The organism is Pelomonas sp. KK5, from assembly GCF_001984095.1.
In the GTDB taxonomy this organism is placed as follows: domain Bacteria; phylum Pseudomonadota; class Gammaproteobacteria; order Burkholderiales; family Burkholderiaceae_C; genus KK5.
In genome coordinates, this window is record NZ_LYVQ01000045.1 from 1 (window position 1) to 19,403 (window position 19,403).

The 19,403-nt window shown below is 70.2% G+C and carries 16 protein-coding genes; 14 read left to right on the forward strand and 2 right to left on the reverse strand.

Going from position 1 to position 19,403, the window contains the following annotated elements; all coding sequences use genetic code 11:
* The 12 genes from B0W88_RS09270 to B0W88_RS09325 all read left to right on the forward strand — a co-directional run.
* Positions 1 to 413 (forward strand): TonB C-terminal domain-containing protein (locus B0W88_RS09270; protein ID WP_144006684.1); only part of this gene is annotated, 413 nt, incomplete at its 5' end.
* A gap of 33 nt (positions 414 to 446) precedes the next feature.
* Complete coding sequence (locus B0W88_RS09275; protein ID WP_077034382.1) at positions 447 to 2,132, forward strand: putative porin; 1,686 nt, start codon at positions 447 to 449, stop codon at positions 2,130 to 2,132.
* 20 nt (positions 2,133 to 2,152) lie between these two features.
* Positions 2,153 to 2,803, forward strand: coding sequence for a hypothetical protein (locus B0W88_RS09280; protein WP_077034383.1), 651 nt, complete (start codon positions 2,153 to 2,155; stop codon positions 2,801 to 2,803).
* A 135-nt stretch (positions 2,804 to 2,938) separates the two neighbouring features.
* Positions 2,939 to 3,166 (forward strand): hypothetical protein, encoded by a 228-nt coding sequence (locus tag B0W88_RS09285; protein WP_144006685.1) that lies wholly within the window; start codon positions 2,939 to 2,941, stop codon positions 3,164 to 3,166.
* A gap of 172 nt (positions 3,167 to 3,338) precedes the next feature.
* Positions 3,339 to 4,352, forward strand: a complete 1,014-nt coding sequence (locus B0W88_RS09290) for an ABC transporter substrate-binding protein (protein ID WP_083748674.1) — start codon at positions 3,339 to 3,341, stop codon at positions 4,350 to 4,352.
* A complete protein-coding gene (locus B0W88_RS09295; protein ID WP_077034386.1) occupies positions 4,349 to 5,821 on the forward strand; it encodes a HAMP domain-containing histidine kinase in 1,473 nt (490 codons plus the stop codon). Before B0W88_RS09290 ends, B0W88_RS09295 begins: the two co-directional genes overlap by 4 nt.
* Complete coding sequence (locus tag B0W88_RS09300) at positions 5,784 to 6,242, forward strand: response regulator (protein ID WP_077034387.1); 459 nt, start codon at positions 5,784 to 5,786, stop codon at positions 6,240 to 6,242. Before B0W88_RS09295 ends, B0W88_RS09300 begins: the two co-directional genes overlap by 38 nt.
* Positions 6,239 to 7,831, forward strand: coding sequence for a response regulator (locus B0W88_RS09305; RefSeq protein WP_077034388.1), 1,593 nt, complete (start codon positions 6,239 to 6,241; stop codon positions 7,829 to 7,831). The genes B0W88_RS09300 and B0W88_RS09305 overlap by 4 nt, the downstream gene beginning before the upstream one ends.
* Positions 7,828 to 8,370 carry an adenylyl-sulfate kinase gene (gene cysC, locus B0W88_RS09310; RefSeq protein ID WP_077034389.1) on the forward strand — a complete coding sequence of 181 codons (543 nt, stop codon included), beginning with the start codon at positions 7,828 to 7,830 and terminating at the stop codon, positions 8,368 to 8,370. Before B0W88_RS09305 ends, cysC begins: the two co-directional genes overlap by 4 nt.
* A complete protein-coding gene (locus tag B0W88_RS09315) occupies positions 8,361 to 9,035 on the forward strand; it encodes a methyltransferase (RefSeq protein WP_077034390.1) in 675 nt (224 codons plus the stop codon). Before cysC ends, B0W88_RS09315 begins: the two co-directional genes overlap by 10 nt.
* 13 nt (positions 9,036 to 9,048) lie before the next feature.
* The gene (locus B0W88_RS09320; RefSeq protein WP_077034391.1) at positions 9,049 to 10,287 is read left to right on the forward strand and encodes a hypothetical protein; all 1,239 of its coding nucleotides are present in this window, start codon (positions 9,049 to 9,051) and stop codon (positions 10,285 to 10,287) included.
* On the forward strand, positions 10,278 to 11,114 hold the full coding sequence (locus tag B0W88_RS09325; RefSeq protein WP_077034392.1) for an arginase family protein: 837 nt from the start codon (positions 10,278 to 10,280) through the stop codon (positions 11,112 to 11,114). Before B0W88_RS09320 ends, B0W88_RS09325 begins: the two co-directional genes overlap by 10 nt.
* Before the next feature lie 13 nt (positions 11,115 to 11,127).
* Here B0W88_RS09325 and B0W88_RS09330 read toward each other — a convergent pair whose 3' ends face one another.
* Positions 11,128 to 14,076: a transglycosylase domain-containing protein gene (locus B0W88_RS09330; RefSeq protein WP_369973865.1), complete on the reverse strand. Its 2,949-nt coding sequence runs from the start codon at positions 14,074 to 14,076 to the stop codon at positions 11,128 to 11,130.
* Between the two features lie 471 nt (positions 14,077 to 14,547).
* Here B0W88_RS09330 and B0W88_RS09335 point away from each other — a divergent pair, with 471 nt between their 5' ends.
* Positions 14,548 to 15,864, forward strand: coding sequence for an aromatic acid/H+ symport family MFS transporter (locus B0W88_RS09335; RefSeq protein ID WP_077034407.1), 1,317 nt, complete (start codon positions 14,548 to 14,550; stop codon positions 15,862 to 15,864).
* Between the two features lie 21 nt (positions 15,865 to 15,885).
* A complete protein-coding gene (locus B0W88_RS09340) occupies positions 15,886 to 17,163 on the forward strand; it encodes a gallate dioxygenase (RefSeq protein ID WP_077034394.1) in 1,278 nt (425 codons plus the stop codon).
* Positions 17,164 to 17,203: 40 nt separating this feature from the next.
* Here B0W88_RS09340 and B0W88_RS09345 read toward each other — a convergent pair whose 3' ends face one another.
* Entirely contained in the window at positions 17,204 to 19,105 is a 1,902-nt protein-coding gene (locus B0W88_RS09345; RefSeq protein ID WP_077034395.1) for a subtype B tannase, read from the reverse strand.
* Positions 19,106 to 19,403: the final 298 nt, after the last annotated feature.

The window sequence follows — 19,403 nt, forward strand, 5'->3', positions numbered from 1 at the left end:
GCGCTGCCGGTGACCGGCGTGCCGCCGCTGTACTCGTTCTTCACGCCGCCGGCGGCGTGAAGAACGAGTACAGCGGCGGCACGCCGGTCACCGGCAGCGCCGGCGGCAACGGCACCAGCTCGGACCGCGCGCAGGAGCGCTTCTTCGCCAACACGGTGCGCCAGCAGCTGCGCGACGAGATCGAGCGGCGCCTGAAGGGCGATGCCGACCAGATGCTGGCCAGCTTCTCGATCTGGATCGCGCGCGACGGCGCGATCGAACGCTACGAGCTGCAGCCCAGCGGCAATGCTGGCAACGACGCCGCGCTGCGCGCCGCGCTCGATGAGACGCAACGCCAGTTCCGCCTGCCGCCGCCGCCGCAGGTGGTGGCGCAGCCGCTGCGCTTCCGGCTCAACGTGCGGCCGCAGGCCTGAATCCGAATCCACGAAAGAAACGACGTTCTCCTCATGAAGCACCACCGACCTCGACAAGCCCTGACCCTCTGCGCCCTGGCCTGTGCGCTGCTGCTCGCCGGCCCGGCCCGCGCGCAGGACGCCGTGAGTAGCGAGAAGCAGGAACTGGCGCGGCTGCGCGCCACCACCGAGGCGCTGATCGACGCGCTGGTGAGCCAGGGCCTGCTGACCCGCGAGCGCGCCGACGCGATCCTGCGCCAGGCGCGCGAGGCGGGGGCCTCCGCGGCCTCCGCTGCCGCCACCACCGCCCAGGCCGAACCCGCGCCGGCGCAGAAGATCCAGCGCATCCCCTACGTGCCCGAGACGGTGCGCAAGCAGATGAGCGAGGAGATCAAGGCCGAGGTGCTCGCCCAGGCGCGCGGCGAGCGCTGGGGCGAGCCCGGCGCGCTGCCGGACTGGCTGGGCCGCATCACGATCGCCGGCGACGTGCGGGCCCGCGCCGAAAGCGACTATTTCGACAGCAGCAACGTGCCGGCCGACATCTACCACCGGCAGACGACCTCGCCGGCCTGGTCGCCGGACCTGAACAACACCACGCACACGACCGAGCGCATGACGCTGCGCGCGCGGCTGGGCGTCAGCGCGAAGCTGGCCGAGGGGCTCGACGCGACGATCCGCGCCTCCACCGGCAACAGCAGCAGCGGACCCACCTCGACCTCGCAGACGCTGGGCAACGACTTCAACAAGTACAGCCTGGTGCTGGACCGGGCCTGGATCTCGTGGCGGCCCTGGGAGGCGCTGGCGCTGCAGGCGGGCCGGATGCCCAGCCCCTTCTACAACACCGACCTGAGCTGGGCGGACGACCTCTCCTTCGACGGCCTGGCCGCGCAGATGAAGGCCGCGATCCGCGGGGAGGACAACCGCGTGTTCGCGACGCTGGGCGCCTTCCCGCTGGAGTACGGCAGCCTCGGCTCGTCCACCAGCAAATGGCTGCTGGGCGCGCAGATCGGCGCCGCCGCGCGCGTCACGAGCGGCCTGCAGGCCAAGATCGGCCTGGCCGTCTACGACTTCCGCAAGGTCGAAGGCGTGCGCGAGACGAACCCGCCGCCGAGCGGCCCGCTGGCCGGCACGCAGCCCTACTTCGCGAGCCTGTATTCGCCCAACTGGCGCCAGAAGGGCAACACGCTGATCGCGCTGAACGACCCGACCAGCACCGCCGCGCCGGTCTGGGGCCTGGCCTCGAAGTTCCGGCCGGTCGACCTGACCGTGGGCCTGACCATGGACAGCTTCGCGCCGGTGCTGGTCAAGCTCAGCGCCGACTTCATCAAGAACATCGCCTTCGACATCGCCGACATCAACCAGCGGGCCGGCGTCACCCTGACCCAGCTCTACCCGAAGACGCGGGCGGCGCAGCTGCGCCTGGACGTCGGCGCCGAGACCATCCAGCGCCGCGGCGACTGGCAGGCCTTCACCGGCTGGCGCTATGTGGAGCGCGATGCCTGGGTGGACGGCTTCACCGACACGACCTGGAATCTCGGCGGCACCAACTACAAGGGCTGGACCCTGGGCCTGAACTACGGCATCGAGCGCAATGCCTGGTTCGGCGCGCGCTGGACCAGCACCCGCAATCTCGACGACGGCGTGCGCTTCACCGATGCCAGCGGCGCCACGGCCGGCACCATGAGCAGCGCACCGCTGAAGATCGACGTGTTCCAGCTTGAGCTGAACGCGCGCTTCTGATCAGGCCGGAGGGACAGTCGATGTTCACGATGAACAAGCGGGTCGTCGCGCTGCTGGCACTTTGCAGCGCCGTCTCCATCGCGGCGGCCCAGGACGAGGGCGGCAACGGCAAGGCCTCGCGCGAACGCGAGGCCTTGCGCCGCGCGCAGAACGCACTGCGCGCCGCGACCAGCCAGCAGGACGCCCTGCAGGCCGACAAGGCGAAGCTCACGCAGGAGAAGGGCCAGCTGGAGGCCCAGCTGAAGGCCGAGCAGGGGCGCCAGCAGTCGGCTGCCGGCCGGCTGAAACAGGCGGAGCAGCGCGGCGATTCGCTGCAGGCCGAAGTCGAGGCCGCGCGCAAGGCCGCGCTGGCCCAGGACGCCGCGGCGCAGCAGCGGGAGCAGGAACTGCAGCAGCTGCTCCAGGCCGCGCGCCGCGAGAGCGCCGAACGGCTGCAGGCGGCCCGCGCACTGACGACCCTGCTGGAGCGCAGCACGCTGGAGCTGGCCGGCGCCGAGGAGAAGAACCGCAAGCTCTATGCGATCGGGCGGGAACTCGTCGAGCGCTACCGGGGTGGCAGCGCCACGGACCTTGCCGGCATCGGGGATCCGGTGCTCGGGCTGGCCGGCGTCCGGCTGGAAGACCAGGCCGAGGCGCTGCGCGGCCAGCTGGCGCAGCAGCGGGTCCGCTGAGGCCGGGCAAGCCCTGGTATTCCCGAGCGCGGGCGCGCGTCCGGGCGCCTAGTATTTCCGATTGTTGCAGAACGGGCCTGCCGGCCCGGTATTTGCCCGCAGGACCACCGTGCACTCAGACGTCAGGAGATCGCCATGGGATCGCTTGCAATGACCGCCTTCCTGGATTCCGAATTCGGCGAGGTCACCGAGCTGCCTCGCGCGGGCAGCGCCCTGGAACACCCGCTGGTCTTCGACAGCGCCGCGCGCGAGCTGCGCGACATGGCCCGCCAGGGCCGGCTGGAGATCGTCGACGAGCATCGGCAGCCCACGCAGGACGGGAGCGGCCTGATCGACCGGCTGTTCTTCCGCCGCCTGCAGTAGATCCGTGCGGCGGCCCCGGCGGCCCCGGCGGCCGATTCGCCGGTAGTACTTGTCAAGCAAGGGTTACCCTCGTACCCTCTCCCTGCCCGTGTGCAGCTTGAAACAATAACGCCACATCCAAGCGCACTGCCGTCGGGCCGATTTGATCAGGGAGGTCCAGGTGTACGCACGGATGTCATCCGTCCTGATGCGCAGGCGCGCGTTGGTGGGCGCGGGCGTGGCTGCGCTGCTGGCTGCCGCCTATGGATGTAGCCGCCGCGATGACGGCCCAGTCGAAGGGGCGTCGAGGCTGCGCATCGCGACGCCGCTCGTGCCCCATGCGGGCCTGATCCACCTGGCCGCGGCGCGCGGCCTCTTCCATGAGCAGGGCCTGGCGGCCACGCTGCTGCCGCACACCTTCGGCAAGGCCGCGCTGGCCGACCTGCTGCGCGGGAACGCCGACCTGGCCGTCGCGGCCGACGTGCCGGTCGTCGTGGAGGTGCTCAAGGGTGCGGGGCTCAGCATCGTGGCCTCGGTGGCCAATGCCTCGAACGAGCTGGCCGTGCTGGGCCGCGTGGATCGCGGCATCCGCGCACCCGGCGATCTGCGCGGGCGGCGGCTCGGTGTCTCGCTCGGAACGAGCGGCGAATACTTTCTCTGGGCCTTCCTGGTGCGGCATCGCATCGCGCCGCAGTCGGTGCAGCTGGTGGACCTGGCGCCGGCGCAGCTGATCGAGTCGCTGCGCAGCGGGCAGGTGGACGGCATCGCGGCCTGGCAGCCGGTGCGGCACGACGCCGAGCGGGCCTTCGGCGATGCCATCGTCTCGCTGCATGCGCCTGACGCTTATGTGCAGAGTTATGTCCTCGTCGGCATGGGCGATTTCGTGCAGGCCCGCCAGCAGGAGATGCGCCGCCTGCTGCACGCCCTGATGGCCGCCGAAGCCGCGGCGCGTGCCGACCCGCGGCAGGCCAAGGGCGTGCTCGCGGGCCTGTTCAAGCTGAGCCCCGAGACCCTGGACCCGTCCTGGCAGGACCTGACCCTCGAGGTCGAGCAGAACCAGGCCCAGTTGGTCACCCTGGAAGACGTGGCGACCTGGGCGATGGCGCGCGGCTACGCCCCGCCGCAGACCATGCCCAACTTCCTGTCCCACCTCGCGCTGGACCCCTTGCTGGCGGTGGGGCCGGAGCGGGTGACGGTGGTCCGATGAAGATCAGCAGCAAGGCCCGGTTTGCTGCGACGCTGATGTTCGGCACGATGGTGCTGATCGCCGTGAGCATCGCCTGGGCCGATGCCCAGGTGCGCGCGGCGGTGGCGCAGCGGCGCCACAGCGTCGAGATCGCCGGCGCGCTCAACAACATGCGCATGGTCACCTTCGAGTACCTGCTCCATCGGCGCGAGCGCGCCCGCCTGCAGGAGCAGGCGGTGTGGGAGCGGCTGGAGCGGCTGTTCGCCAACCCGGTCCCGTTCGAGGGCGAGGCCGTGGCCATGCTGGCCAGCCTTCGCAGCCAGGGGGAGACCAGCCATCGCCTGTTCCGCGAGGTCGATGCCGCTGCGGGAAGCGCCGCCGAGGACGAGATCCAGCGCCGCTTCGAGGCGCAGCTGTCCAGCCACATCCTGATCCTGCAGCAGAACAGCCTGGTCGATGCCGAGCAGCTGATCGACGACGCGGGCGCGCGGATCGACGCGACGCAGCAGCGCGTCGTCCTGGTCACGGGCATCGGCCTGCTGGTGATGGCGATCCTGACCGGCGTTGCCGCGTGGTGGCTCCGGCGCGACGTGCTGGCGCCGATCGCGCGGCTGGAGATGGCCACGCGCGAGGTGGCTGCCGGCAACTGGTCCTTCGAGCTCGACGTCGGGAGCGCCGACGAACTGGGCGACATGGCGCGCCACTTCGATGCGATGACGCGCGCGCTGCGGGAGTCCTTCGGCCAGCTCGAGGTCAGCAATCGGGCGCTCCTGGCCTTGAACCAGGAGCTGGAGTCCTTCAGCTACTCGGTATCCCACGACCTGCGCAGCCCGCTGCGCAGCATGGACGGCTTCTCGCTCGCGCTGCTGGAGGACTACGGCGACAAGCTCGACGAGGAAGCCCGCGACAGTCTCCAGCGCATCCGCGGGGCCAGCCAGCGCATGGGCCGCCTGATCGACGAACTGCTCGGCCTGGCGCGGGTCACCCGGGCCGAGCTGCGGCTGCAGGACGTGGACCTCAGTGCGCTGGCCCGGGAGATCGCCGCCACGCTGACCAGGACTCAGCCCGAGCGCCGGGCCCGCTGGGAGATCGAGGAGGGCCTCGTGGTCCGTGGGGACCGCGAACTGCTGGCGATCGCCTTCCAGAACCTGCTCGAGAACGCGTGGAAGTTCACCGGCAAGGTCGAGGACGCCGTCATCCGGGTGGGCACCCGCCAGGAGGACGGCAGGCGGGTCTGCTTCGTCGCGGACAACGGCGCCGGCTTCGACATGGCCTATGCGTCGCGGCTCTTCGGCGCCTTCCAGCGCCTGCATCACGAGGCCGATTTCCCGGGCACGGGCGTCGGCCTGGCCATCGTTCAGCGCGTCATGCGCCGCCATGGCTGGTCGCTTGGGGCGCAGGCCTCGCTGGGCCAGGGAGCGACCTTCTACTTCTGCCCCACGGAGCAAGATGATGAGCAACGAAGAGAGCAAGGCGATCCTGCTGGTTGAGGACAACCCCGACGACGTCGCGCTGACGCTGCGCGCCTTCAAGCGCAGCCATCTGATGAATCCGCTGGTCGTGGTTCGCGACGGCGTCGAGGCGCTCGACTTCCTCTTCGCGCGCGGCGCCTACGCCGACCGCGCCGGCGCGCCGCTGCCGACGCTCGTCATCCTGGACCTGAAGCTGCCCAAGCTCGACGGGCTCGGCGTGCTGCAGGCGCTGCGCGCCGATGCGCGCACGGCGCTGCTGCCGACGGTGGTGCTGACCTCGTCCAAGGAGGAGCAGGACGTCGTCTCCAGCTATTCCTTCGGCGCCAACAGCTACGTCCGCAAGCCGGTCGACTTCATCGAGTTCGTCGAGGCGGTCAAGCTGCTGGGCCTGTACTGGCTGGCGCTCAACCAGATCCCCCCGCGGTCCATATCGCCATGAGCGAGCGCCCGATCAAGGTCCTCGCGATCGAGGACTCGGAGAACGACTTCCGGCTGGCGATGCGGATGCTGCGCAAGGCCGGCTTCGCACCGGACTGCCGGCGCGTGCAGGACCTGCCCTCGCTGCAGCAGGCCCTGCTCGAAGGCCACTGGGACGCCGTGATCTCCGACTTCAGCATGCCCGGCTTCAGCGGCCTGGATGCGCTGCGCGAGTTCCGCATGACGGGCATGGACATCCCCTTCATCTTCGTCTCGGGCACGATCGGCGAGGAGACGGCCGTGGCGGCGATGCAGGCCGGCGCCACCGACTACGTGATGAAGGAGAACATGAGCCGCCTCGGGCCGGCGCTGGAGCGCGAACTCGCCCATGCCGCGCGGCGCGAGGCCCACCGCCAGGCCGAGGCCGAGCTCACTCGCTTCGAGTCGCAGCTGCACCAGGCGCAGAAGATGGACTCGCTCGGCACGCTGGCCGGCGGCATTGCGCACGACTTCAACAACATCCTCGGCGCGATCCTCGGCAACCTGGAACTCGCCAAGGGCGAGCTCGGGCCCGATCACCCGGCGCAGCTCGCCCTCGCGGAGATCCAGCAGGCGAGCCTGCGCGCGCGCGACCTCGTGCGGCAGATCCTGACCTTCAGCCGCCGCCGGCCGCAGGAGCTGCAGAACATCGCGCTGAAGCCCATCGTCGAGGAGACCTTCCGCCTGCTGCGCGCGACGCTGCCGGCCGGCGTCGAGCTGCGGCTGCGCCTGAGCGAGGCGCCGCTGTATGCCAACGCCGACGCGACCCAGCTCCAGCAGGTGCTGATGAACCTGTGCACGAATGCCTGGCATGCGCTGCGCGGCGAGAGCGGCCAGATCGTCATCGGCCTCGAGGCCGCGCACATCGACGCGATCACGGCGCGCATGCGCGGCCTGATCGCCGGCGCCCACATCCATCTCTGGGTGAAGGACACCGGCTCCGGCATGGATGCCTCGACGGTCCAGCGTGTCTTCGAGCCCTTCTTCACGACCAAGTCGGCGGGGCAGGGCACCGGGCTCGGGCTGTCGGTGGTGCACGGCATCGTCGCATCCCACCACGGCAGCATCACCGTGGACAGCCAGCCCGGCATGGGCAGCACCTTCCATGTCCACCTGCCGGCGATCTCCTCGCCGCCGGCGCTGCAGGTGGTGGCCAGGGCCGTGGTGCCCGCGAGGGCGGCCGGCGGCGAGCACGTCGTCTATCTCGACGATGACGAGACGGTCATGCTCGTCATGGTCCGGATCCTCGAGAAGGCCGGCTATCGCTGCAGCGGTTTCCAGGATGCCGCCAGCGCGCTGGCCGTGCTGCGGGACCGGTCGCAGGGGGTGGACGTCTTCGTCACCGACTACAACATGCCCGGCCTCTCCGGCATCGACGTGGCCCGCGAGGTGATCTCGCTGCGGCCCGGCCTGCCGATCGCCATCAGCTCGGGCCTGATCACCGACGAGCTCTGCGAGGAAGCGCGGCGCCTGGGCATCCAGGTCGTGATCGAGAAGGAGAGCGCCTTCCTCGACATCGTTCCGCAGGTCGCCCGGCTGCTGGCCGACGCGCCGCAGCGCGCCGCATCATGAGCGCCGGCAGGTGCTACTGGCTGACCGGGCTGCCCGGCGCGGGCAAGACCACCCTGGCCCGGGCGTTCCACGCGCGGCTGCGCTCCGCCGGGCATGAGGCCTGCCTGCTGGACGCCGATGTCCTGCGGGAGGGCATCAACCGCGACCTCGGATATTCCCGCGAGGACCGGGGCGAGAACGTGCGGCGCATCGCCGAGGTGGCCCGCCTGTTCGTGATGGAGGGCTTCGTGGTGATCGTCGCCTCCATCGCGCCCTACCGGGCCGATCGCGAACGCGTTCGCCAGCGCTTCCCCGATGGCCGGCATGTCGAGGTGTTCGTCGACGCGCCCATCGAGGCCTGCATCGCGCGTGACCCGAAGGGCCTGTACCGGAAGGCCCGGCTGGGCGACGCCGTCGAGGTCACGGGCGTTTCCGCGCCCTACGAGCGCCCCGAGCGCCCCGACCTCACGCTGAAGACGGCCGAGCGCTCCGTCGACGACTGCGTCGCGGCCCTGCTCGGCCACCATGGGCAGCTTTGTGGAGGTGCGAGATGGACCTAGCCGGCTTTACCGACCAGTGGCAGGCGCAGCGCCAGCAGCTGTTCAAGTCCGTGCCGCCCGAGGGCCGGACGGTCCGCTACCTGGACAAGGAGTTCCTGGTCTACCCCGACACCTTCTGGCCCTTCGCCGACAGCGTGCCGCTGGTCAGGCATTTCCGGATCGCGGCGGGCGAGAGCGTGCTGGACGTGGGCACCGGCTCGGGCGTCATCGGCATCTTCGCCTGCTACCGCGGCGCGGCGCGGGTGGTGGGCGTGGACATCAACCCGGCCGCCCTGCGCAGCGCCTCCCACAATGTCCGCGTGCACGGCTTCGCCGGCGTCATGGACGTGCGGCAGTCCGACCTGTTCGAGGCGCTGGGGCAGGACGAGCGCTTCGACGTCATCACGGCCAACCTGCCGTTCCGCAACAAGCCCGCGCACGACCTGGTCGCGATGTCGCAGTGGGACACCGGCTTCCGGACCAACAGCCGCTTCTTCGAGGGGGTGGGCGCGCGGCTCAAGCCCGGCGGCCGCATCTACTTCGTGCAGTCCAACTTCGGCGAGATCGAGGCGATGAAGCGCCTCGCGGGAGCGGCGGGCCTGGCGGTCGCGGAACTGGCCAGCGAAGCGATCGACGACACGCGCCGCCAGCAGTTCTTCGTCTACGAGATGACGCGGGCCGGGTGAGGAGCGGGCTGCGATGTCGGACTTGCTGGAGACCCTGAAGGCGCGCCGGCAGGTGCCCCGCTCGGCGCTGCGCCTGCGGGTCCGGCGGGTGGTGGTCATCCTGTCGGGCTCGCGCGGCGGCTCCAGCCTCTTCAAGGACATCCTGGCAGGGCATCCCCGCATCACTTCGCTGGACGGGGAACTGGAACCGCTGCTGGCCCTGAGCGGCAACGGCTTCGGGCTGAACTCCGACAGCGACCGCATCGGGCGGGTGGACAACGCGGACGAACTGGCCAGCGGCATCCTGGACGAGCTGTCCTTCGCGTCCACGCGGATCATGGACACCGCGTCGCTGCTGCGCCGGTGGAGGAACCGGCTGCTGCTGCAGTTCCCCTCGCGCTTCGCGGATGCCGGCGCCTGCCACCGCCTGGAGCAGTCGCTGCAGGAGACGCTGGGGCGATTGGGCCCGGAGGATCCTCGCAGCGACAGCGAGCTGCAGCGCTGCATCCTGTCCGCCGTGTTCAGCGACGAGCCCTGGCGGATCAGCTACTACGACGGCCTTGCCGCCCCGCAGGCGGATCGCTACTTCGACGAGCCGCTGAAGATCGAGGAGCCGCCCTTCGTGGCGCCCGCGCTCAGGCGCCGGCCGCTGACCGAGGCGGAGGTGCAGGACGCGGTGCTGCTGTTCAAGTCCCCATCCGACGCCTACCGCATCGGCCTGTACGAGCAGCTGTTCCCGAACGCCGAGCTGAGCTACCTCCATCTGACGCGGGGCTTCGCCCAGTCGGTCAACGGCCTGATGGACGGCTGGCTCTACCCGCTGGGCTTCTTCTCGCACGACCTCGGCCGGATCGGCTGCGAACTGGCCATCCCGGGCTATTCCGACACGGTGCCCTTCGGCCGCCGCTGGTGGAAGTTCGACCTGCCGCCCAACTGGCGGCGCTTCACCGGCGCGAGGCTGGAGGACGTGTGCCTGAACCAGTGGTGTTCGATCCACCAGGGCATCCTGCACAGCGGCGTCGGCGCGCTGCGCGTTGCCTTCGAGGACTTCATCGCGAACCCCGCGACGGTGGCGGAGCGCATCACCGGGCGCCTGGGCCTGGGCCCCCTGGTGCTGCCGAACGCGCTGCCGGTCAGGATGGCCACCGAGCCGCCGCGTGCCGCGCGCTGGCGCCGGCGCGGTGCCCTGCTGCTGGAACTGGGCGCCCGCCCCGAGGTCCGCGAGACGATGGGCCGGCTCGGCTACGCCATGGAGCCCGGGACATGGCTGTGAAGAACAACGCGCGGCTCCTGCTGCCCTACCTGATGGGCCAGCGGCGCGAGGGGCTGCGCCGCGTGCCGGACATCGACCGTCATCGCTGGGAGGTGCTGGCGCCCGATGCGCTGCACGAGACGCGGATCGACGACCCGGTCGAGAAGCTGCGCCGCCTGGGGTGCCTCTATGCCCTGCTGGCCGAGCGCGTGGCCGTGCTGGCTGCCAGCGGCTGCCGGCCGGTCAGCATCGCCGGCGACTGCGTCTCCAGCCTGGGCATGCTGGCCGGGTTGCAGCGCGCCGGCCGGGCGCCGGACCGCGTGCTGTGGCTCGATGCGCACGGCGACTTCCACACCTGGTCCAGCAGCCAGACGCAGTACATCGGCGGCATGCCGCTGGCCATGTTCGTCGGCCGGGTCGACCCCGGCCCCGACCCGCGCAGCCAGGCGACCCGCGCCTGCCTGGCCACCATCGGCGTGCAGGCCTTCGCGGAGCAGGACATCGTCCTCGCCGATGCGCGCGACCTGGACCCCGGCGAACGCGAAGCCCTGCTCGCCTCCCGCATCCTGCGCTGCCCGCTCGACGACGTGCTCGGCCATCTGCAGCCGCAGGAACGCATCTACCTGCACTGGGACACCGACGTCATCGACGACCCGGCCCGCATGCCGGCGCTCAAGTACCACGTCCGGCGCGGCCCCGGCGCCGCGGACATGGCGGCCTTCTTCCAGGCCCTGCGCTCCCGCGACATCGTCGCGGTGTCGGTCTCGGCCTGGCATGCGGAGCAGGATGACGACAACAAGACCGCCCGGGCCTGCCTGGAGATCCTGGGCACGCTGCTGGGTGAGTGATGCGGCGAAGGCGCTAGCCCCGGGCCCGCACCGTCGTCGTCGCAACCCCGCAGCTGCGCGCCTCGTCCAGCAGCGGCAGCAGGGTCGGCGCCAGCGCCTTGAGCAATTGCGCCGGCAAGGCGCTGGTGAACTTGTAGCGCGCGGCGTAAGGTTCTCGCACATAGGCCACGATGGTGCCGAAGTAGCGGTCGCCGATGTAGAAGACGAAGGCGCCCGTGCGCGAGACCACGCGCGAGGAGATGACCTGCCCGCCCTTGCCGGTGACCATGAAGCGGTGGTCGCCGGTGCCGGTCTTGCCGCCTGCCTGTACCGGCGTGCCGTCCTTGAGGACGAAGCTGCGCTTGAGCCGCCCGGCGGTGCCGCCCTCGACGACGCCGGCCAGGGCATCGCGCACGGTATCGGCCACCTCGGCGGGCAGCAGGCGCTCGCCCTTCGCCGGCTGGGCCTCGAGCCGGGTCTCGTAGGGCGTGCCGGCGCCGAACAGCAGGCTGGGCACCCGCACGACCGGCTGCCTCACGCCATGGTTGACGATGATGCCCATCAGCTCGGCCAGTGCCGCGGGCCTGTCGCCCGAGGCGCCCAGCGCGGTGGCATAGGAGGGCGTGAGCATCTCGAAGGGGTAGCCCAGCCGCTGCCAGCGACGCAGGATCTCGCCGAAGGCGTCCTGCTCGATCAGGTTGCGGATGCGCCTGTCCTGCGCCTCCTTGTGCCGGGTCTTCAGGAGCCAGGCGTACACGTCCTGGCGCTGCTCGCGGCTTTGTGCCACCAGCTCGCTCAGGCTCGCTTCGGGCCGGTGGCGCAGCTCGCCCACCACCCACAGTTCCAGCGGATGCACGCCGGCCAGGTAGCCGCGGTCGCCCAGCGACCAGCGCTCGGGCCCGTACTTGGCGACCAGGTCCTGCAGGGCCTTGTCACCCGGCAGCTTGTCGCTGCCCAGGCGGCGCGCCAGGAACTCCGCGAGATCCTGAGCGTCCGCCTGCGGCTCCAGCCCGAAGAAGGCGGCCGCGAGCCGCGCCGGCGTGCGCCGGTGCAGCAGCAGCTCCTCGGCCTCCTCCGCGCTCCTGCCCTTGTACTTGCGGTAGAAGCGCGTGAGGAACACGCGCCCCTCCTGGTCCGCGAAACGGGCCAGGTAGGCCTGGCGGGCCGGGTCGTCGCGGTCGTCCAGCAGCGCCTCCCCGGCCTTGGCCGACTGGCTCATCACGTGATGGACCACGTCGCGCAGGATGCGCACGAAGGCGAGGTTCACCGAGTGCTTGAGCGCCTCGCGCACGGTGAACATCTGGTGGTCCTCCTCGGGCTCGAAGTTCTCGAAGTGATGCGCGCCGCTGCCGGTGAAGAAGGTCTCGCCCGGGTCGCCCGAGTAGCTGCGGTCCATGGCCGCCTCGAGCATGGCCTTGAGGCTCGCTCCCGGGGCCTGCAGCAGGTAGTCGCGTGCCCAGCGGGCGAGCGCGTCCCTGGGGTGGACCGACAGCGCCGCCAGCGCCTCGGGCGACAGCGGGCTCCAGCGGGCGTGGAGCTCGGCCACCAGCTCCAGGTAGGTGACGAGGGTCCGGAATTTCGCGGTGGAGCCGAGATCGAGCCGCGCACCTTCGTTCAGGTCAAAGGGCTGGTCGATGTTGTCGGTCTGCACGCGCAGCAGGTTGGCGCCGTTGCCGCGCTCGAACAGCGTGAAGCTGAAGACGATCTTGCTGGTGTCGTCGCCCTCGTTGAAGAGCCTGAAGCCGTAGAGCCCCTCGGCCTTGGCCACCTGCGGGTCGGCCAGGCTGCGCAGCAGCTCGGTGGCGGCGCGTTGCACGTCGCCATTGAGCGTGGTGCTCGCGCGCAGGTCCAGGCGGTCGAGGTCGTAGGCGCGGGGGAGGCCCAGCGCCACTGCGAGCTTGCCCCGCACCGCGGTGGCGGCCTTGCGGTCGATGAACGAACCCTGCACTTCCTCGGGTGCCTGCGCGCGCAGGCTCAGCCTGATCGGCAGCGCCGCATCGCGCAGCCCCGCGGGAATGACGCCGGCCTCGGCCATCACGCGCAGATAGCTGTTGGTCAGCGCGTTGAGGTCGGCCTCGCCCTGCACCAGGTAGTGCGACGGCCGGCGCTGCGCGATCAGCAGCGACAGCGCCTGCTTGTAGGCCAGTGCGCGAGCAGGCGCCCCGCCTGACCCGCCAGGCTCGCGCAGCAGGCCGTTGACCTCGGCGAAGTCGCGCGCGTACCAGGCCCACAGGCCGTCGCCGACACCGTTCACCTCGCCGAAGCCGGGCTGGGCCGACAGCGGCACCGTGTTCAGGTAGCTCAGCACGATGCGGCGGCGCGCCGCGCGCGTGTCCTCGCCGTCGAGATAGGCCCGCACCGAGGCCGAGGCCATCTGGCGCAGCTTCTCCCGGCCGGAGTCGGTGCGGCCTTCCGGCGAATGGCGGTACTTCTCGATCTGGGTGGCCAGCGTGCTGCCGCCCGGCGCGCGATGCGAGTCGTCCACCAGGTGGCGAGCCTGGTCCAGCACGGCCTTGGAGAAGCGGTCCCATTCGATGGCGGGGTTGCGCTTGGGATGCTCGGGGTCGAGCAGCTCGCGGTTCTCGATGAACAGCAGCGAATCCACGAGCAGCGGCGGCAGCTCGTCGAAGGCGCCGTAGACCCGCTGCGGGAAGCGCTGGGCATACAGCGTGCGCCCGTGGCATTCGGCGAGATCCAGCCCGCTCTCGTCCTTCTCGCGGTAGATCGCGGCGAGCCCGCGGTCGCGCAGTTCCAGGAACTTGGGCGACATGCGGGCCTGGGCCGTCACTTCATAGCCCTGGCGTTCCAGCCCGTCGATGAAGCGCGGGAGCTGGGTGTAGCCGAGCCTCTGGTCGTAGGGCCCGGCACCGGGATAGCGGATCGCGTCGCTGGGGCCGGGCTCGACCCGGAACGTGAGCTGCTGGTCCAGCTCGCTCAGATGACGCGCCTGCCGCTCGGACGTCCGGGACTCGTCGCGAACCATCCAGCCCAGCACCGCGACACCGACCAGCAGCACCAGCCAGAACGCCCGTCGCAACCAGGTCCAGGGCGACCGCGACACGCCGGACTGCGCAGGTGCCGCGCCATCGGCAGCCGGGCCGCTGACCTTCCGGCGTCCTCGCAACAACAACTTCATTGCTCCCAACCTTTCGGCATGGCCTAGGCCTCTCGAAAGGAATGTACCCGTGGCGCAAGGCCCGACCTGCCTTCCGCACGACCGGTGTTGCTTGCTCGCCGCGCATCGTCACGGACGGACACAAGCGGCCGGGGACGTCAGCGGGCTGATTCCACCCGGTTATCACGCCCTCGGACAGGAAGTCTTCCGCAGCCCGCCCGTGGTCCCTAGACTTTTCGCACGGCCACCACCGGCCATCCATAACGAAACCTGGAGACAGTCTTGCAGTATTCCGTGAACACGAAGGTCGACGTCAAGGCCTTCATCGACCAGCGCCCGATGGGCGGCCGCCAATGGCTGCTGCTGGCGCTGTGCTTTGCCATCGTCGCGCTGGACGGCATGGACGTCGCGATCATGGGCTTCCTGGCGCCGTCGATTCTGCAGGAGTGGAGCGTGTCGCGGGCCGCCTTCGGCATCGTCATGAGCGCGGCGCCGTTCGGCCTGGTCCTCGGTGCGCTGCTGGCAGGGCCGGCCTCGGACCGCATCGGCCGCAAGGCGGTGTTGACCGGCTCGGTCCTGCTGTTCGGGCTCTTCACGGTGGCCACGGCCTACGCCGCCAACCTGACCCAGATGGCGACGCTGCGGCTGCTGACCGGCGTGGGCCTGGGCGCGGCCATGCCGAACTCGACGACGCTGCTGTCGGAATACGTGCCGCAGCGCTCGCGTTCGCTGCTGATCGCCGTGATGTTCACCGGCTTCAACCTGGGCTCGGGCGTCGTCGGCTTCATCGCGGCGGCGATGATCCCCGCACAAGGCTGGCGCTCCGTGCTGATGCTGGGCGGGGTGCTCCCGCTGGTGCTGGTGCCGGTGCTGATCGCGCTGCTGCCCGAATCGGCCCGATTCCTGGTGGTGCGGCGCGCCGCCGCCGACAGGATCGCCCGCGTCCTGGGCCGCATCAGCGGGACGGTCTTCGCGCCAGGCACCGAGTTCTTCGCGCCGGAGCCGCCCGTCCAGGCCAGGAAGCCCATCGGCGTGCTGTTCTCCAAGGGCTATGGCCTGATGACCGGCGCCCTGTGGGTGACGTACTTCATGGGCCTGCTGGTGATCTACCTGCTGACCGGCTGGCTGCCCACCTTGATCAAGGACGCCGGCCTGCCGATCTCGCAGGCGGCCACCATCACGGCGATGTTCCAGATCGGCGGCACGGTCGGTGCGATCCTGGTCGGCTGGGCCATGGACCGCAGGGCGCCGACGCGCGTCATCGGTGCGGCCTACGCGCTGGGCGCGGCCTGCATCCTGGCCCTGGGCCTCGGTGGCGCGCTGTCCGGCTCGCTGACGCTGCTGGTGGCGGCGGCCGGCTTCTTCATGAGCGGCGCGCAGACGGGACTGAACGCCTTCGCGCCCAACTGCTACCCGACGCGCGCCCGCGCCACCGGCGTGAGCTGGATGCTCGGCATGGGCCGCTTCGGCAGCATCACCGGCTCGATGGTCGGCGGCGTGCTGCTGGCGCTGGGCTGGGGCTTCGGGTCGATCATCTCGCTGCTCGCCGTGCCGGCGGTCCTGGCAGGACTGGCGGTGCAGAAGGCACGCCGCGTCGAGGAGGCGGAAGAACTGCCGTCGACCGGCCATGCGGCCGCCGCCTCCGCGTCGCACTGAACTCAGGAACAAGATCAATCAATGGCCACGATCGTCGGCGGCATCGCCGCCTCCCATACGCCCACCATCGGCTTCGCCTTCGACCGCGACAAGCAGGACGACCCCGTGTGGGCGCCGATCTTTGCCGCCTTCGCCCCGGTGCAGGCCTGGCTGGAGCAGAAGAAGCCCGACGTGCTGCTGATGATCTACAACGATCACATCACCTCGTTCTTCTTCGACCAGTACGCGGCGTTCTCGCTGGGCACCGGCGAGCGATGGGAACCGGCCGACGAGGGCGGAGGCGCGCGGGCGCTTCCCGCGATCGACGGCGATCCGGAATTCGCCGCCCACCTGGGTCGCTCGCTGATGGCCGACGAGTTCGACATGAGCTTCTTCCAGCAGCGGCCGCTGGATCACGGCTGCTTCTCACCGCTGTCGGTGCTGAGTCGTCACGATGGCCGGTCGTGGCCACAGAGGCTGGTGCCGCTGCAGGTGGGCGTCCTGCAGTTCCCGATCCCGACCGCGCGCCGGTGCTTCAGGCTGGGCCAGGCGCTGCGCCGCGCGATCGAGAGCTACCCGCAGGACATCAAGGTCGCGATCGTGGCCACCGGCGGGCTCTCGCACCAGGTCCACGGCGAGCGTGCCGGGTTCAACAACGTCGAGTGGGACCAGCGCTTCCTCGACCTGCTGGAGACGGCGCCGGAACAGCTGGCCGCGATGACCCATGCGCAGTACGCCGAGCTGGGCGGGCTGGAGGGCAGCGAGGTGATCATGTGGCTGGTGATGCGCGGCGCGCTGGCCGGCCGGGTCAACTGCCTGCATCGCAGCTACTACCTGCCGTCCATGGCCGGCATCGCCACGGCGATCTACGAGCAGGCGGAGCCGGCGGCAGCCCAGACGAGCCGCGCGGACGAGCAACTGGCAGGCATCGAGAAGCTGCCCGGCACCTACCCCTTCACGATCGAGCGGGGCGTACGCTGCTACCGGCTGAACGCGTTCCTGCACGACCTGATCCTGCCGGAGCGACGAGCCGCCTTCCTGGCGGACGAGCGAGCGGAGTTCCGGCGTGCCGCGCTGAGCGACGAGGAGCGCGACCTCATCCAGCGCCGCGACTGGCGCGGCCTGATCCGCTACGGCGCGATCTTCTTCGTGCTGGAAAAGCTGGGCGCCGTCGTCGGTGTGTCGAACCTCCACATCTATGCCGCGATGCGCGGCGAATCGCTGGAGGCCTTCCAGGCGACGCGCAACACCAGGGCCCTGTACTCGGTCGCCGGCCGGGAGGGCGGCCCGCTGGACTGGGACCACAAGCCGGCGGCCTGACAGGCGCGGCCTGGCGCCGCGCCTGGTCGATCCCGGGGCCTCAGTTGCCGGCGGCCAGCCGCTGGTCGATCCACTTGAAGGCGTCGATCACGTCGTAGTTGCCGGCGTGCCCCTGGTCCCAGAACAGCGCGTAGTCCACGTCCTTGACCTTGGCGTCCGCCTTCAGCGCGCGGCTGAGGTTGTAGGCCACGGTGAACGAGGTGTCGCGGTCGCGGGCGCCGACGCGAATGCGCCAGTGCGTCGTGATGCCATCGGTCTTGCCGACGTAGGGCAGGGCGTTGATCATCTTGTACTGGTTCAGCAGGAAGGCCTGTTGCGGGTTGGCCGCCCACGTGTAGCCCGTGTTCGCCAGGCCCACCGTGCTCTGCACGGCGTTGACGGCGTCGCCGCCGTTGTTGTTGTTCCAGGCGTACTCGGTGAAGTTCGAATACACCTGGGAGGCCGTGCCGAACAGGTTGGACTCCCCGCCGCTGTAGTTGGCGAAGACCGTGGCGCCCGCCTTGGTGGTGTCGCCTGTCGCGGTCGCCGCGAGCGCGGCGGTCTGGCCGAGCTGGTCGAAGGCCGGCACGGCCTTGAGGCGCGCCTGCTTGGCGACGAACTTCAGGTAGTTCGTCATGTTGAAGGTCGCCACGTTGCCGCTCGAATCGACGTCGATGAAGTCGTTCTTGTAGTACAGCGTCCCGCTGCCGCCAGCCACGCCATTGGCCGCGGCGCTGCCGAAGGCGTTGTAGGCGATGATGGCCTTGCCGGACTTCACGTACGCGCTCGCCGCCTTCTTGATCTCGGACTGCAGGGCGGCCAGCATGTTGTCGGTGGTCAGCGCGGTGCCGTCGTCGTTCTTCAGCCCCAGGCCGGCCTGGTAGGTCGCGAACTTGCCTGAGAGCGTGATGCTGCCGGCCGGGTCCGGATTCGAGGCGCGCACGAGTTCATTGCCGTTTGCATCGACGATCAGCCCCGCCTTCTGATCCGTGGAGACCAGCGTGCGCGTGTCCAGCACGTTGAACATCCACTCGTAGGCCAGGTCGGCGCTGCCCAGGTCCTGGATCGGGCAGTAGGCCACGATGGCATAGACGCTGTCGCTGATCGAACTCTTGCCGTTCGCGTCGACGCCGGCCGCGCCCACGGCCTTCAGGTAGGGCAGGTAGTCCGCGCTGTCGCCCGTGGCGCCGAGCTGGGTCGACTGTGCACCGCCGCCGCTGGTGCCGTTCACGATGATGCGGCTCGCGCTGCCGGGCATGGCGCTGTCGTTCAGGCGCAGGTAGCGCACGGCGGCCTTGGCGTCGACGATCGCCGCCGGCGCCTTGCCCTGGTAGATGCCGTCGTCGTAGACGCCGGCCGGAGCGGCGGCGCCGCGGCTGCGCGAGGCCATGTTGATGTAGACGAATCCGCGAGCGAGCGCCGCGCCCTTCTTGTCCGTATCGCTGGTGCTGACGTAGGTGCCGCCGTTGACGATATCGGCGCCGGTGTAGTTGCTGTTGGTGATCGGGTCGGTGCCGTTCCAGCCGGCCTTGCCGCCCTGATAGCTGGCCAGCCAGCCGGCGTTGTTGACGTTGAGCAGGATGGCGTTGTCCTGCTTGGCGGCATCGACCTCGCGCACGAAGATGTTCATGTTCTGGTAGCCGCAGGCTTGGTTGTCCACCGCACCGGCCGACTGCGTGGGTGCCAGCTGCATGGGCTTGCCGACATAGCAGACTTCCCGGTACCAGCGGACCGGCGTGCTGACGCCATCGAGCATGACGGTGATGGTCGTGTACTTGGTCTTGTCGAAGGCAAGCTGGGTATCGAAGACGCCCGGCCCTGCGGCGTCGACCGGCGTGGTGGTGGTGGTCGTCCCCGTGCTGGTGGTGCTGTCGTCGTTGCCGCCGCAGGCCGCGAGGATGCCTGTGGCCGAGATGGCGGCGATGGAAGCCGCAAGTGCGCGGCGCTTGAATTTCTTGTGCATGCTTGTCTCCTCGGGACGAAGGGATCGGATTGGTTTCGTAGGGGGCTGCCCTCGCGTGTGGCGCAGGGCCGGAGGGCAGCGGTGGGCTGTCCCTTCGTGTCGTTGAAGAGCGCGCGCGGGTGATGCGTGTTCCTTGGAATCGGGCCGGGCACGGGGCCGATTCGCCGGCGCTGGCTGCGCCGGTCTCGTGTCAACGACGGGCGGAATTTATGTGGCCGCCCCGAGCTTCAGAAGATGGCGCATCCGCAGGCGCGATAACCGGCCGATATCATGGTTTTCGTGAGGGGCGGCACAGCTG

Bases quoted from the DNA above. Each gene is read 5' to 3' on its own strand.
- B0W88_RS09275 (WP_077034382.1), top strand. From the start codon at position 447: ATGAAGCACCACCGACCTCGACAAGCCCTGACCCTCTGCGCCCTGGCC.
- B0W88_RS09280 (WP_077034383.1), top strand. From the start codon at position 2,153: ATGTTCACGATGAACAAGCGGGTCGTCGCGCTGCTGGCACTTTGCAGC.
- B0W88_RS09285 (WP_144006685.1), top strand. From the start codon at position 2,939: ATGGGATCGCTTGCAATGACCGCCTTCCTGGATTCCGAATTCGGCGAG.
- B0W88_RS09290 (WP_083748674.1), top strand. From the start codon at position 3,339: ATGTCATCCGTCCTGATGCGCAGGCGCGCGTTGGTGGGCGCGGGCGTG.
- B0W88_RS09295 (WP_077034386.1), top strand. From the start codon at position 4,349: ATGAAGATCAGCAGCAAGGCCCGGTTTGCTGCGACGCTGATGTTCGGC.
- B0W88_RS09300 (WP_077034387.1), top strand. From the start codon at position 5,784: ATGAGCAACGAAGAGAGCAAGGCGATCCTGCTGGTTGAGGACAACCCC.
- B0W88_RS09305 (WP_077034388.1), top strand. From the start codon at position 6,239: ATGAGCGAGCGCCCGATCAAGGTCCTCGCGATCGAGGACTCGGAGAAC.
- cysC (WP_077034389.1), top strand. From the start codon at position 7,828: ATGAGCGCCGGCAGGTGCTACTGGCTGACCGGGCTGCCCGGCGCGGGC.
- B0W88_RS09315 (WP_077034390.1), top strand. From the start codon at position 8,361: ATGGACCTAGCCGGCTTTACCGACCAGTGGCAGGCGCAGCGCCAGCAG.
- B0W88_RS09320 (WP_077034391.1), top strand. From the start codon at position 9,049: ATGTCGGACTTGCTGGAGACCCTGAAGGCGCGCCGGCAGGTGCCCCGC.
- B0W88_RS09325 (WP_077034392.1), top strand. From the start codon at position 10,278: ATGGCTGTGAAGAACAACGCGCGGCTCCTGCTGCCCTACCTGATGGGC.
- B0W88_RS09330 (WP_369973865.1), bottom strand. From the start codon at position 14,076: ATGGTTCGCGACGAGTCCCGGACGTCCGAGCGGCAGGCGCGTCATCTG.
- B0W88_RS09335 (WP_077034407.1), top strand. From the start codon at position 14,548: ATGGGCGGCCGCCAATGGCTGCTGCTGGCGCTGTGCTTTGCCATCGTC.
- B0W88_RS09340 (WP_077034394.1), top strand. From the start codon at position 15,886: ATGGCCACGATCGTCGGCGGCATCGCCGCCTCCCATACGCCCACCATC.
- B0W88_RS09345 (WP_077034395.1), bottom strand. From the start codon at position 19,105: ATGCACAAGAAATTCAAGCGCCGCGCACTTGCGGCTTCCATCGCCGCC.